Raw genomic sequence first — 13,543 nt, 5'->3', positions numbered from 1 at the left:
CGCGTGATAATGGCAGCATTGCGAAATGTGCCATGCTTTACCTTGCCGAGCTCCGCCGATGGCGCGCGAAGAAGTAAACCGCGAAGATTTGCTCCGCCAGGCCACCGCTTTGGCGGCACGCGTCGAATTGGCGGCCGCGGGCTGCGAGGAGCCGATTGTGGCCGGCTTTCGCCGCGATGGGGCCGCCAGCTTCTTCTTCGGCCAGCAAGTCGTGTATCAGTTCAACGCGGCCAATCAACTGCGCCGCGCCTTTCTGAACGGCCGCCTCTACAAGGCCCATTGCGGCCGGCTCGTGCAATTAACCCGACATCGCACGGCCGAATCCGTTGATTTGTTGCACCACAATTTGAACGATGCCGAAACCGCACAATTTCTTGCCGACGCGCTCAGCCGCTTGCAATCGCTGCACCGCATGCTTTCGACTCTGCAATTGCGCATCGTCGGCCAAGTGCCGACCGAGGTTGATGTGCCCGGCCGTGTTCGCGCTTGGCTGGCAATGCTGCCTGACATGATTCCTGTGGCCAGTTCTCCGCGGGTGGGCTGAAGTCGCTAATCTCAACGCCCTCTGGCGGCAAATCCACAGGTTGTGGTAGGCTCGAAATCTGCTCATCGGCAGCGCGAGGCCTCACATGACGTTAAATGAATTCTTGAGTGAATTAAATGGAGTTGCAGCAGGCATAGCCGCCTTTCGAGATGCGCAAGATGCTGCCACACTCGAAGACCAGCGAATCGAATTCTTAGGCGCAAAAAACGGATTGCTTAAATCTGTTCAGCAGCGTCTCGCCGAAGTCGAACGGTCTGACAAGCCGGCGGCGGGCAAGCGCTTCAACGAAGTCAAAACTCAATTGGAAGCGGCGCTGGCGGCGGCACAGGAGCGGTTGGCAGCCGGCGGGGCGGCGACGCATAGCAGTCCCGGCGCGCCCCTATTCGATCCCACGCTGCCTGGCGGACGGGAATTGGAAAAAGGCCGCTATCCACTCCTCATGGGGCACTTGCATCCGCTGACCCAGACCATTGAAGAGCTGAAAGACATCATGGGCCGGCTGGGCTTCACCGTGGCCGATGGCCCGGAAGTCGAGGACGAATGGCACAACTTCGAGGCCCTGAACATTCCCGCTTCGCATCCGGCTCGCGATCCGCTCGAGAATTTTTATTTGGCGGCGGCCAATGTCGGGAATACGGGGCCAATGCTGCTGCGCAGTCAAACGAGCACGGTGCAAATTCGGGTGATGGAAAAGCAACCGCCGCCGGTGCGAATCATTTCCCTGGGGCGGGTGTACCGCCCCGACGATGCCGACGCCACCCATTACCCCATGTTTCATCAAATCGAAGGCTTGCTGATCGACAAGCATGTCACGATGGCCGATTTGAAAAGCGTCCTCCGGCTGTTCGCGGCCAGTTTTTTGGGGCACGACGTGCACATTCGCTTTCGCCCCTCTTTTTTTCCGTTCACCGAGCCCAGCGTAGAAGTCGACATGGCCTGGGAAACCGTCGGCGGCAAAACGCGCTATGTCGAAATGGGCGGGGCCGGCATGGTCGATCCGCACGTGCTGCGGGCCGTCGGATACAATCCGGAAGAAGTCACCGGCTTTGCATTCGGCCTGGGCGTGGAGCGCGTCTGCGCTCGTCGACACGGCGTCGCCGATATTCGCGAATTCTATCGCAACGACGTCCGCTTTTTGCGCCAATTCTAAACGCAAGCGCTGTTTGTTCTTGCGAGCCGCATCCGTTGTCAAACAAAAAAGTTGGCGTTTGATGCCGTGATATGCAATGTTGTATTCGCGAACTTCGGTTTCCCGCATCCTTACAAAATGCACTCCAGAGGCTGTTCAATATGCCTTTACCTGCTTATGATGGAGGAAGAGGGGTTGGGCCTACCCCTTTCCAAAACGGTTAATACAGGAACTATCAACGCAGATTCTTTCAGAGGCCAAAAGTATTGAAAGGGGCATCAGGCGTCCCGTTTCATGATTGAACAGCCCGCGAAAAGCGGCGGATGCCTGCGGTTTTTTTGCCGGTTGAATGCAGCTTGTGGCGAGTTGCGTTTGGCTCGGTTTCACACGGGAGGATTTCATGAGTGTTAAAGTGTTGGTGGCAGACGATCACGAAGTCGTGCGGCGCGGTTTGGCCAGTTTGTTGAGCGGCACCGATATTAAAATCGTCGCCGAAGCCAAAAGCGGCGATGAAGCGGTCAAGCTGACCAAAAAGCACAAGCCTGACGTGGTTTTGTTGGACATTCGCATGCCCGATTCCGACGGATTGGAAGCCCTGGAGCGAATTCGGCGCGACCGTCCGGATCAACGAGTCGTCATGCTTTCGACTTACGATAACCCCACGTACGTGGCCCGAGCCGTCGCCCAAGGCGCCTGCGATTATGTTCTCAAGGGCTCCACGAAGAGCGAGTTGGTTTCGGCCATTAACTCGGCCGCCGCCGGCCAACCCGCCACACGCACCGGCGAGTTGCGACGCGTGCAAGCCACCATGGCCACCCGCGAGAGCAGTAACGACGAAGATATTCCTTTGACCCAGCGCGAATTGCAAGTGCTGCGGCACATTGCACTCGGGCTAAGCAATAAGGAAATCGGCCGTTCGTTGGGCATCAGCGTGGAAACCGTCAAGGAACACGTGCAAAACATCCTACGTAAAATCGCCGTGACCGATCGCACCCAGGCCGCGGTGTGGGCCGTGCGCAAAAGCTTGGTGTAATAGAAGCAATTAGCGATTAGCGGCTAGCTCGGACAACCATTCTGCGCCGGGTTAGTTGCTAATCGCTATTTTGCCCGCGGATGCGCTTTTTCATACGCCTTGCGGATGCCGGCGGTGCTCAGGTGCGTGTAAATTTGCGTCGTCGCCAGGCTTTTGTGGCCCAGCAGTTCCTGCACGCTGCGGATATCGGCCCCCCGATCAAGCAAATGCGTGGCGAAGCTGTGCCGCAAAGTGTGCGGGGTGGTGCGGCGATCGAGCCCCGCCATTTTCAGATACTTCTCCAACAGCCGCCCTACGCTCCGTGTCGTCAAGCGGCGGCCGAATTTATTGGTGAATACGGGCCGCCGCGGCTGGCGAGCCAATGCCCCTTCCAGCTTCCGCACCTTCATCCAACGGCTAATCGCTTTTTCGGCGAATGATCCCAGTGGTGATAACCGCTCTTTGCGCCCTTTGCCCCGAACCCGAATCACGCCGGCCGCTGCGTCCAGATCGTCGTCGTTCAGGCCCACGAGTTCGCTCACGCGCAGCCCGGCGGAATACAGTGTTTCCAGCAGCGCCCGATCGCGCAATCCAAATGGTTGATTCGCGGGCGGCGTTTCCAGCAGTCGGTTCAATTCGTCGCTGGACAAAAAGTGCGGCAGGTCGCGCGGCTTGCGCGGATTTCGCAGCGGCTTGGCGGGATTTGACGTCGACCAGCCTTCGCGCTGCCCAAACCGAAAAAAGCTCCGTGTCGAAGCCAATCGGCGCGCGATCGTGGTCTTGGCGAAATTCGCCTCGTGCAGGCTGGCCACGTAACCACGCAGGTCGAGCGTGCTAATGGCCGTGGGCGCTGGGCAGGGGCCCCCGGTTTCAGTGAGGTACGCCACCAGGCACTGCAAATCTTCGCGGTAGCTTTTGATCGTTAGTTCGGAGGCGTTTCGCTCGACGCGCAGATACTGCAAAAAGCGTTCGATGGCGTTTTGCATGGACGCAGCAGGCTGTTGGCGGCAAGCAGCGGCAGGTCAAAGCGCAGAGGCCTTACCCCCAGCTTACTCTTCACGGTCGACGTCGGTAGGCAGCGGCAGTTCGAAGCGGCGCACGGGTTTGTGGGGCGCTGCGGCGGTGCTTTGACGAATTTTCTGGCTCAGCACCGCGGCATCGTACCAGGAGAAGCTCAATTCCGGGTTCGAAGCATAGCGTCCCAACGTGCGGAGCGCTTCAGCTCGACTGGCGTCGTCGTACAGAAAAATGTACCGTTCGTTTCCCTTGACCAGCGCCAGTACGTTGATGTCGTGCGACACAGTTCGTGGCTCCCGATTTGGCTTCCCGGCGTGCTTGCTCTCAGTGCGGTCGATCCGTCGGCCGCTGCTATCGAGACACCGCCGCCACTGCTTCTTATCGGTTTGTTGCCCACCCAGACACCACTCCGCTTTCGCCGGCGCGGACAACGGCCATCCGAATTCCGCCGATGCTGTTGTAGCAATGGAAGCGAATCAATCCGGTGCTGCATTGCATGCTGCCCGGCCAGCCGTCTTTTCGGGCATCATCGCGAGAATAGGATCATTTTTCCAAAGTGCTGTTCAAGCCGGTATCGGGGCCGATATGATGGGCCCTGAAGAAGGACATGCCAGTGACCGGACTTCGCCCGCCGCCTCGTCGCTACGTTCCAAGAGCGATAGCGCCGCCATCTTAGTCAGCTGCGGACACGGAGCGCGGTCTGACAATTCCTTAACCGTTTTGCGGCAAAATGCCTCAACCGCAAATTAAGATGAGTACGCCGATGGCTATCGCCAAACGCATCATGAGATAACCGCAGGCTGAAAGAGGTTGCCCCCGCCGTCCCGAAACCCGGCTGTAAACCGGCCATCGGGGTGCGTCCGCGTTATCGGCAAAATCGGTTTGTCTTCTCTAACTAATTTTCTTATCCTGCACGGTTTCTCTGCAGCCTTGCTATCAACGCGGGGCTGCCGAGTCCGAAAAATAATTAGGCAAAGTAACTGCCGCGGCAGCGGCCGGGTTGCCCGTATCGAAGTCACAGGTCAACACGCAGAGGTAGGTCAGCGACAGTTCTTGCGGCTGTCGCGGTTTGGCTTTCGAACGTTCGCCCCCTCCCGTTGCAAGTTTTGGAATGCTAGCACACAATGACGGTTACGAAAGTTGCTTTCGCGGAGGATTTGAAAACTGCTTTCCGCGACGATTCGAAAGATATATTCCGCCGCCCGCCCAATTCATGAACCCGTAAGGAAATAAAATGTGGGTTCGTAAGCGGTTAGATATTCGTTGGTCCGATTTGGGCAGCGCACTGCGCGATTGCCTCACGCAGTGGAATCGGGCCGCATTGGCCGACGATCTGGAAGACCTGTGGTCCGCCGCCTGTGATGCTTTCGCTTGCCTCTCGGTGCGCACCGGCTTCGATCTGTGGTTGAAAGCCCTGGCACTGCCGCCGGGGAGCGAGGTGCTGGTATCGGCCATTACCATTCCCGACATGGTCCGGATTATCGAAGCGCACGGCCTCGTACCGGTGCCCGTCGACGTGGATCCGGACGATTTATCGGTCGATCGGGAAAGTTTGGAGCGCGCCGTTTCTCCCCGTACCAGGGCAATTTTGGTCGCCCACTTATTCGGCACACGGCAACCGCTGGAACCCATTTTGGAAGTTGCCCGGCAACATGGTTTGTTCGTTGCTGAAGATTGTGCCCAAGCGTTTGCCGGTCGGCATTATACGGGGCACCCGCAGGCCGATGTCACGATGTTCAGCTTCGGAACGATTAAAACGGCCACGGCCTTGGGGGGCGCACTGCTGTGCGTGCGCGATGCGGAGGTGCTGTCGCGCATGCGGCAATTGGAAGCGGAATATCCCCTGCAATTGCGCGAAGCGTTTGCCAAGCGTGTTTTCAAATACGGCCTGATGAAATTGATGTCGTACGGATTGCCGTTCGCCGCTTTGGTGTGGACCATGCGATTGCTAGGTCAGGACCCGGAACGGTTTGTCACCGGTTTGACGCGCGGTTTTCCTGGTCCGGAATTGCTGCCCCTCATCCGCCGGCAACCTTCGGCGCCGCTGTTGGCGCTCATGCATCGCCGCATCGCTTTTTTCAACCGCCGCACGTTGGCGCGCCGCACACAGCGCGGCGAGCGATTGTTGTCGCTCTTGCCCCCCACCGTGCCCAGCACCGGCTCGCGATCGAAAGAGCACAGTTTTTGGGTCTTTCCGGTGCTGCATGACGAGCCGGATCGATTGATTCTGCGGCTCTTCAACGCTGGTTTTGACGCTTCGCGGGCCCACAGCTTGTACGTGGTTCCGCCGCCGGCTGATCGCCCCGAATTGCGCGCGACCATGGCCGAGGCCATGTTGCCCCTGATTGTGAACTTGCCCTGTTACGGCGAAATGCCGGATTTCGAGCTGCGTCATTTAGCCGACGAAGTGTCTGCTTCCGTTTGGCCGAAAACGTGGCCTGGGCCGCGGGTTCACACAAAATCGCGCAGCGATGTCACGCCAATCGGCTCGCGGCTCCAGAAAGGCTCGCCGTAGTTTGTACCGATCGACCAGCCCCAGTAAGCCGCTTGATCGCGCACCCGATCGATAAACGTGGGTGATTCCTGTGGACGCCCCGTGATGAACTGACTGGCGTAGCATTCCAGGGCGGCACGCTTCCGCTCCCAGTATGGGCTGATGTCGACCACAAACGTGGGCGGCTCGATCATGCGCAAATGCACGCACCAGTAATAAAAAATGCGAGCCGGATGAAACGGCTCGCCCGATATGTCGGTTTTGGTGAGCTTCGACCAGAACCGCGCCGCCTCCACCAATTGCGTGGCCGCTACGTGGTCGGGATGGGCGTCGACCCAATACGGCGCAAACAGCCATTTCGGTTTGGTGCGGCGAAACACTTCGGCCAATTTTCGCCGGGCCTCCAGCGTGGCTTCCAAACTGCGGTTGGGCAGCCCCAAATTTTCACGCCAATCGAGCTGCAAAATGGCCGTGGCGGCGGCGGTTTCGCGCGCGCGCAGTTCCGGCGTGCCGTATGGCGTCGGCTCCCCATCGGTTAAATCGAGCACGCCCACGCGCAAACCCTGATCCTTGAAACGCAGCAGGGAGCCACCCATGCCCAGTTCGGCGTCGTCAGGGTGCGGGGCGATAACAAGCAGATCAAGCATGGCGGATAGAGTGGTCTGTGGTCGGTGTTCACTTGAATTATGTCTCGCGGCCACGCAAATTTCGCTCAGCCAGCGTCAATTTGCGGCAATTTCAAAGGTCGTAAATGATCTGGACGCAATTATAGGATTTTGAGAGAGTTTTGTCCCTTTCTTCACTTCTTTTCGCTGTCAAAATTCGTGGGAACAGTCCATGTTCATAGGCGCTGCTCGACGGTTCATCGCCGATGGGTTATGGCTTGCGTGGCTAAGCGCGGCCTTGGGGATTGCCGTCGTGTTCAACTCGGGCTGCGGCAGCGTCAATTGGATGGGAGATGGCTTTCACGATGAGTTTGCCCACTGGGGCGAAAACCTGCGTCCGGCGGGCCAGCCGGGCAATTTAGCCGGCGTGAGCGAGCAATCGCAGGAAGTGGAGCGAGATTTAGGCGTGCGCTAGATCATATTAACAGCGCTACGAACGTCGCTACAAAAGCAAGTAACCAGAACCAAATGGGCAGACGACGGAGAGGAGCCAAAATCGTACTCATTCTCGCATTCTAACGTATGGGGCGATAGTGTCCTAAGAGTGCGTAGCTGGGCTACAACGCAGGAAAATGACGCCGTGCTGTTCGATTCACTTGTCTCCTCTCCCAGGGAAAAGCAGGCCCAAGCTAATCACCATCGCCAGGAAAGAAATAAGCATTACGGCAACGTGGTTGATTTTCTCTACTCCAAAAGCATGGAGACTGGGCGCAATGCTTGCCAGCAGCCCGATCAATCCTGCGATAAACAGAATGCCGCCCAAGGCTTTCATTCCCGCATTGTAGCATAGGGGTGGACTGCTTGTCGGTTCGCGGGTCTTTGATTACATTAAAAAATCATTCCCCGATAGCTCAGGTGGTAGAGCAAGTCCCGGCGCGCCGGGATTAACCGCTGGGACGGGGGAGCGGATTAGTAGATAGCGTCAGTTTTTCCCCGATAGCTCAGTTGGTAGAGCAAGCGGCTGTTAACCGCTGGGTCGTAGGTTCAAGTCCTACTCGGGGAGCTAGTTGTAAGTTGTGCTGAATCCTGGAATTAGGATACCTAACGGCGTTCGTTAGTGCGGCCTGTTGGTTCCGAACAATCCGGTAGTCTACCGGAATCGGCCCACATAGGAGGTCCGCACGATGTCCACCGTTACTTTTCCCCGCGTTCCGTCGTATCGCCTTCACAAGCCCACCGGGCAGGCCGTTGCCACAATCAATGGCCGAGACCGCTATCTTGGCCGGCACAATTCAGCAGCCAGCCGGCAGGAGTACAAACGGCTTATCGCCGAGTGGGCGGCAACCGGCGGCAGTCCGGCGGACAACGCCGAATTGACTGTGGCTGAGGTTATCCAGCGGTTCAGGCGTTACGCTGAATCGTACTATCGTGGCCCGGACGGTCAGCAGACCTGCGAAGTCGATAACATCCGCAAGGCGTGCCGTCTGCTGCGATTGCTTTATGGCGATACTGCAGCCAAAGACTTTGGCCCTCTGGCTCTGCAAGCCGTGCGTGGGTCTCTCATCGACAAAGGCTACTGCCGCACAAGCATCAACCGTGACATCGGGCGAATCAAGCTCATGTTCAAATGGTCAGGGTCACAAGAGCTAATCCCAGCCAGCGTGTATCACGGATTGCAAACCGTCGCTGGATTGCGGATCGGCCGGAGCGGTGCAAAAGAATCGGACCCAGTGAAACCCGTGCCACAAGCATTTGTCGATGGCGTGTTAGATCATGTTCCGCCCACCGTCGCCGCACTCATCAACTTGCAATTGCTGACTGCTGCCCGTCCAGGTGAATTGCTCATCATGCGGACGGGCGACTTGGATACGAGCGGCCGGATTTGGACCTATACTCCCGAAAGGCACAAAACTGCCCACCGGGGCCATCGTCGCACGATCTACATTGGCCCCCGTGCCCAAGCGATACTGCGTCCGTTTCTGAAAACAGACCTGACGGCGTTCCTGTTTTCGCCAGCCGAAGCCGTGCAGCAGTTTCGAGCCATCCGGCATACCCAACGAATAACGGCTCTATCGTGTGGCAACCGTCCGGGGACGAATCGACAACGCAAACCAAGGTGGACACCAGGCAATAAGTATTCCGTCCACTCCTACGCTAGAGCAATTGCCCGTGGCTGCGATAAGGCTTTCCCGGCACCCAAAGATGCAACCGAAGATGAAACCCGCCAATGGCGAAAAGCCCACCGCTGGAGTCCCCATCGGCTCAGGCACAATGCAGCCACGAATCTCCGCAAAGAATTTGGTCTGGACGTGGCCCGTATCGTGCTGGGCCATCGTTCGGCGGCAATCACTGAAGTTTATGCGGAACTTGACCACGGCAAAGCTTTAGAGGTTATCGGCAGGGTAGGTTGACACTTGATTGTTTTTCAAAAGCTAATAAATTTCACATAACAAGTAGGTGTACTATGACTGCCTCTAGCATCATTGCCAGCAAGAAGTTCAAGCATTTGCCCGAGCAGACACCGCTTTCCCCTGAATTGGAACGGTGGCTCGCTGAAATCTGCGAGGGCATTAAGTCTGATCGTGCCGACTGGGAACAAAAATGGGGAAGAATGTATCCGACCACCCGGCGGGAATGGATCGAATTAATTCACGAAGCCACGGCAGACCACCACCTTGCTTTGGAGCAAGATATTACACCTGACGACGCACTGGCACTCATCCAAGGATATCTTCGCCGCAACGCCCGACAGGCGCCAGTGAACCTTAACGATGCCCGCGATAAGTTCTGCTATGAAAAGTGCTGTGATGGAACTACCTATAAAGAAATTCGCAGGATTGTGAACGAACACCAAAACTGGGAACCGCTCGGGTCATCCAATGCCGCGAAGCAGGCGGCTATTCGATACGCTAACCGCAACAAGTTGCCAAAGATTCCCAAACGGCAACACGGACGACCACGGGCCATTAAGCCAAACTAGGCAAATCTTCGCTCAGAAAAACTGCACACTGCCTGTTCACTCGTGTGCAATTTTCTTCCCTGCTCAAGTAATTAGAGTGCTTTGTAGATGTTTAACACACTCTGCAAGGCACTACCATGATCGACATTTCTGCCGAGCAATTGCTCACACCATCCCAAGCCGCCCGCTCTTTGCCGGGCAAGGTTAACGTCAGCACGCTCTGGCGTTGGTATCAACGTGGATGTCGCGGCGTTCGATTGGAGACCGTCGTAATCGGCGGCCGCCGCTACACGTCAAAAGAAGCCCTGGAGCGGTTCGCAGCCGCTACAACCGCAGCTCGCAATGGTGAGCAGCCAACCAGCCGCACGTCTAAGCAGCGGCAACGGGCAACCGATACTGCCAACTTTGAATTGGAGAAGGCCGGCTGGTAAGCCCCGTTAAACACCGCAAGCCGCCCCCGGCAAAGGAAAGCGGCTCACGGTGATAAATCAACATGCCCAATTCTACAAAGCACAAATCAACGCGGCAACCACCCAGCACGCAGCAATTCGTTGCTGCCATGCGGAAGCAAAAGCAAGGCACGGACATTGTTCCGATCCGTTGCACGCAGTTGCCAATGTACGACGATCCGCAATTCGCTTGGTTCATCAAGCAGTTATCTCATGGGGATTCCGTCAACGGTGTTGTGGAAACTCTGCCGCCCGAACAGCGAAAGTTTTTGGATGCCCTGGAGCGTGTGATTCCTAAGAAGCGGCAACAACGTATCGACCGCTTCACAGAATCCCTCACGGAAATTCAGCGGAAGACGTTCAACCTTCACCTAACCAATTGCCAACCAAATTCCCCGTGTCCCACGGAGACCGTCGATATGTCGGAAGCGATGAAAAGTGTACAGGGTGTCCGCTGGCTGTGGCGGGGTTGGATTCCCTACAGTATGTGCTGCGAAGTTTTCGGAGAGCCGGGAGACGGTAAAAGTGCTTTCGTGTTGGGTGGCATCATCAACGCCGTCACCACGGGCTGCAAATGGCCGGATGGGCAGCTAGGCCCCCGCAAGCCCCACAACGTTCTGTGGTGCGACACGGAAGGGAAGACAGGTGAAACAGTGGAGCGGATCAAACGCTGGGGCCTGCCACCCAAGCGAATCTTGCTTCCCTTCCCCGACATCTTCCAACCAATTTGCATTACAAACCCTGACCACCTCCGCCGTATCGAATTGCTCATCGGTTCCAAAAGCATTCACTTGGTTGTGATTGACGCTCTGCGAACTGCTCACGGACACGATGAGAATTGCAGCCGTGTGGCTCAAGCCTTGCAACCGTTAGCACAGATTGCCGAGCGGACTAATACGGCCATTACCGTCGTTCACCACAGCCGCAAACTGCAAATCGGGGAAGACATCACCGCCAACGCTTCACGCGGTAGCAATGCTATCCACGCCATGATGCGTTCGGCCATTGGCATCGACAAGCCGGACCCGGACAGCCCGTTTCGCCGTGTCTCCGTGGTGAAAGAAAACTTGGGGAGTAAGCCGAAGCCGATGGGCTTTTGTATCACGGATACCGGCTTGCAATTCGGTGAAGCCCCACAACGTCCCCACCGGGAAACACAGCAGGACAAAGCCGCTGCCTTCCTGCGTGACAAGTTAAGCGATGGCAAGCCGCATCATTCCAAGCCGATTATCGACGAAGGCGAGCAACATGGATTCTCAGGGCGAACGCTGCAGCGGGTAGTCACTGGGAGATTGGGAGTGAGACCTGACAAACAGGGTAGCAAGTGGTTTTGGCAATTGAAACGGAACCAAGGCGACAAATGACAGGGTGGGGTAAATCAAGGCGCCTTGTCGTCTTGTCGTCTTCCCATGAGATAAAAATGAGCTTACTTCCCATCATTCAATCTGAACTTGGCCCACCGGAAAGCAATCACGATGCCCGGCCGTGGTGGACGTGTCCCTTCCACACGGACAGTAATCCTTCCCTTTGTATCCTTCCTCCTTTCGGAGACCGGGAACGGTGGAAGTGTTTTGGTTGTGGTGAGTGGGGAGACGCAATCGACTTCATCAGAAAACTACATCCTGATTTTTCCTACCACACAGCCAGAGAATATATCTCTTCTCTCTTAGGGAATGAAAACAGTCATATTTCAAGATGCCAAGATGACAAGACGCCATGTTTTTCACCACCCCACGGCTTGGCCGCTTGCCAGTCACCTCCCGACGATGCTTGGCGACGGCAACACCTACGGATGGTCCGCCGCTGTGAGCGTTCGCTGTGGAATGATCCTGACCACTTGAACTATCTCCGTAGCCGTGGATTGAGCAACGCCACGATCAAAGCCGCACGGCTGGGCTTAGGTGTCGATCCTCCCGGCATCTTCCAAATCACCATTCCGTGGTTTCATCATGGCAAACTGCGGGCCGTCAACTGTCGTCGTTTCGATTGGCCGCCGAAATACAAGTGTGAACGTGGCAGCCGCAAGGGAACACTCTACCCCGATGTCTCTCTCGATCCTGCCCGGCCCGTGCTGTTGTGTGAAGGGGAGTTCGACACGCTGCTGGCCAATCAGGAAGCCGGCCAGCTTGTGCAAGCCGTAACGTGTGGCAGTGCATCCGATGCTTCGCTGGACACGGTTGCCGCATTATCGCTCTGTCCATTGCTCATCTTTGCTTTCGATAGTGACACCGCCGGCAACAAAGCCACGGCCCGGCTGTTGTCTTTTCTGCCTCACGGAATTCGCTTGCCGCTCCCCACCGGCAAAGACCTAACCGATGTTCACCTGGAGCAATGTTATCTCCGCAGGGCATTCCCAAAGTTTCTCAAACGTGTAACGAGGTGACCTATGAACTGGAGACGATTGCGAAAAGGCGATGGCTACGTGGCGACTACATCCGACGTGACTGCGTTTGTCAACGAAGACCGTCAGCACGACGGTTGCTACTCCGTCACTCTCAAACTCCGAACTCCCTACGAAGACATCGACGAAGCAAAGCAAGCAGCGGAACAATTCGCGGCTGCGATAGAGCAAGCCATCGAAAGTGAAGATTTTCAATCCTAATAAATTTCACGAAATGGACACGATGCCTGTCCACCCATAAGCCCGCTGGCAGTCCGGCGGGAGAACTGGCTACCGCTTCGCGGGTCCTCCCGGCCGCCGGCCCGGCCGGCTGTGTCCACGGGAACAATCAAATTTTGTAAAACGATTCCTTTTGCTTGAAAATTTTCAAAACCAACCCGCCCGGCTGTGAACTAACGCCCCATGAACACCCGCGAATTCATCCTCTGCAACGTCTACCGCACCGCCCGCAGTCTGGCGGTCAGCGGGGAAGGTTCGCACCGCCGGGATAGTGGCGGGTCAAAGCTCAATGATCGGCATGAACGGGCCAAAGATGGTTGGGTCTCTTGGAGCCGGATCGGAACGAACTGGCTGGGCCGGCCCCTGACCCAAGATGAGCGGGCAGAATTCACAACCACCCTGGACCGCATGGAACACCGTGGCCTGCTGATCCGCGAACGTGCAATGGAGAACGAGGGCCGTACTACTTGGGTCAAGCTCACGGAAGCCGGCAACCGCATTGCGGCCGAACTTGTCGCGGTGACAGACGACATCGAGCGCAAAGCCTCAGCCGTTGCCACAGCCCGACGTGCCTTCCAACATTTCAGCGATGATCTACAGCAGCACGAAACCAAAATCGACAAGCTGGAAAAGCAACTCACTTCCCTGGAAGCCGAGCGGCCGTCGATGTACCCGGCAGATTTTGAGCGGGAACGATCCGCCATCGCCTACCAC

16 protein-coding genes and 1 tRNA gene are annotated in these 13,543 nt (G+C 56.9%); 14 read left to right on the top strand and 3 right to left on the bottom strand.

What is annotated here, in order from left to right; translation table 11 throughout:
- Window positions 1-58 precede the first annotated feature (58 nt).
- The 3 genes from VMJ32_01625 (at window position 59) to VMJ32_01615 (ending at window position 2,706) form a co-directional block, all read left to right on the top strand.
- Window positions 59-544 (top strand): hypothetical protein, encoded by a 486-nt coding sequence (locus tag VMJ32_01625; protein HTQ37693.1) that lies wholly within the window; start codon window positions 59-61, stop codon window positions 542-544.
- An 85-nt stretch (window positions 545-629) separates the two neighbouring features.
- Window positions 630-1,694, top strand: a complete 1,065-nt coding sequence (pheS, locus tag VMJ32_01620; GenBank protein ID HTQ37692.1) for a phenylalanine--tRNA ligase subunit alpha — start codon at window positions 630-632, stop codon at window positions 1,692-1,694.
- A gap of 379 nt (window positions 1,695-2,073) precedes the next feature.
- The gene (locus tag VMJ32_01615) at window positions 2,074-2,706 is read left to right on the top strand and encodes a response regulator transcription factor (GenBank protein HTQ37691.1); all 633 of its coding nucleotides are present in this window, start codon (window positions 2,074-2,076) and stop codon (window positions 2,704-2,706) included.
- Between the two features lie 65 nt (window positions 2,707-2,771).
- Here the strand turns inward: VMJ32_01615 and xerC are convergent, their stop codons facing one another.
- Both xerC and VMJ32_01605 read right to left on the bottom strand, forming a co-directional pair.
- Window positions 2,772-3,671 (bottom strand): tyrosine recombinase XerC, encoded by a 900-nt coding sequence (xerC, locus tag VMJ32_01610; protein HTQ37690.1) that lies wholly within the window; start codon window positions 3,669-3,671, stop codon window positions 2,772-2,774.
- 63 nt (window positions 3,672-3,734) lie between these two features.
- A complete protein-coding gene (locus VMJ32_01605; protein ID HTQ37689.1) occupies window positions 3,735-3,986 on the bottom strand; it encodes a hypothetical protein in 252 nt (83 codons plus the stop codon).
- 950 nt (window positions 3,987-4,936) lie between these two features.
- Here VMJ32_01605 and VMJ32_01600 point away from each other — a divergent pair.
- A complete protein-coding gene (locus tag VMJ32_01600) occupies window positions 4,937-6,217 on the top strand; it encodes an aminotransferase class V-fold PLP-dependent enzyme (GenBank protein HTQ37688.1) in 1,281 nt (426 codons plus the stop codon).
- On the opposite strand, the gene bshB1 is transcribed toward VMJ32_01600, so the two are convergent.
- On the bottom strand, window positions 6,154-6,843 hold the full coding sequence (bshB1, locus tag VMJ32_01595) for a bacillithiol biosynthesis deacetylase BshB1 (protein ID HTQ37687.1): 690 nt from the start codon (window positions 6,841-6,843) through the stop codon (window positions 6,154-6,156). The genes VMJ32_01600 and bshB1 overlap by 64 nt on opposite strands.
- A 190-nt stretch (window positions 6,844-7,033) precedes the next feature.
- Here bshB1 and VMJ32_01590 point away from each other — a divergent pair, with 190 nt between their 5' ends.
- The 10 genes from VMJ32_01590 to VMJ32_01545 form a co-directional block, all read left to right on the top strand.
- Window positions 7,034-7,276, top strand: coding sequence for a hypothetical protein (locus tag VMJ32_01590; GenBank protein HTQ37686.1), 243 nt, complete (start codon window positions 7,034-7,036; stop codon window positions 7,274-7,276).
- 165 nt (window positions 7,277-7,441) lie between these two features.
- A complete protein-coding gene (locus VMJ32_01585) occupies window positions 7,442-7,651 on the top strand; it encodes a hypothetical protein (protein ID HTQ37685.1) in 210 nt (69 codons plus the stop codon).
- A gap of 140 nt (window positions 7,652-7,791) precedes the next feature.
- Window positions 7,792-7,864 (top strand) — tRNA-Asn (locus VMJ32_01580).
- A gap of 121 nt (window positions 7,865-7,985) precedes the next feature.
- Window positions 7,986-9,212: a site-specific integrase gene (locus VMJ32_01575; GenBank protein ID HTQ37684.1), complete on the top strand. Its 1,227-nt coding sequence runs from the start codon at window positions 7,986-7,988 to the stop codon at window positions 9,210-9,212.
- A 53-nt stretch (window positions 9,213-9,265) separates the two neighbouring features.
- Window positions 9,266-9,781: a hypothetical protein gene (locus VMJ32_01570; protein ID HTQ37683.1), complete on the top strand. Its 516-nt coding sequence runs from the start codon at window positions 9,266-9,268 to the stop codon at window positions 9,779-9,781.
- A 116-nt stretch (window positions 9,782-9,897) separates the two neighbouring features.
- Window positions 9,898-10,191: a DUF1580 domain-containing protein gene (locus tag VMJ32_01565; GenBank protein HTQ37682.1), complete on the top strand. Its 294-nt coding sequence runs from the start codon at window positions 9,898-9,900 to the stop codon at window positions 10,189-10,191.
- A 62-nt stretch (window positions 10,192-10,253) separates the two neighbouring features.
- Window positions 10,254-11,573, top strand: coding sequence for an AAA family ATPase (locus VMJ32_01560; protein ID HTQ37681.1), 1,320 nt, complete (start codon window positions 10,254-10,256; stop codon window positions 11,571-11,573).
- Between the two features lie 473 nt (window positions 11,574-12,046).
- Window positions 12,047-12,592: a toprim domain-containing protein gene (locus VMJ32_01555; protein HTQ37680.1), complete on the top strand. Its 546-nt coding sequence runs from the start codon at window positions 12,047-12,049 to the stop codon at window positions 12,590-12,592.
- Between the two features lie 3 nt (window positions 12,593-12,595).
- Window positions 12,596-12,811 (top strand): hypothetical protein, encoded by a 216-nt coding sequence (locus tag VMJ32_01550; GenBank protein ID HTQ37679.1) that lies wholly within the window; start codon window positions 12,596-12,598, stop codon window positions 12,809-12,811.
- A gap of 201 nt (window positions 12,812-13,012) precedes the next feature.
- Window positions 13,013-13,543: hypothetical protein (locus VMJ32_01545; protein HTQ37678.1), on the top strand; the 531-nt coding region annotated here is incomplete at its 3' end.

The organism is Pirellulales bacterium, from assembly GCA_035499655.1.
In the GTDB taxonomy this organism is placed as follows: domain Bacteria; phylum Planctomycetota; class Planctomycetia; order Pirellulales; family JADZDJ01; genus DATJYL01.
This window is presented reverse-complemented; position numbering and strand designations above follow the sequence as displayed.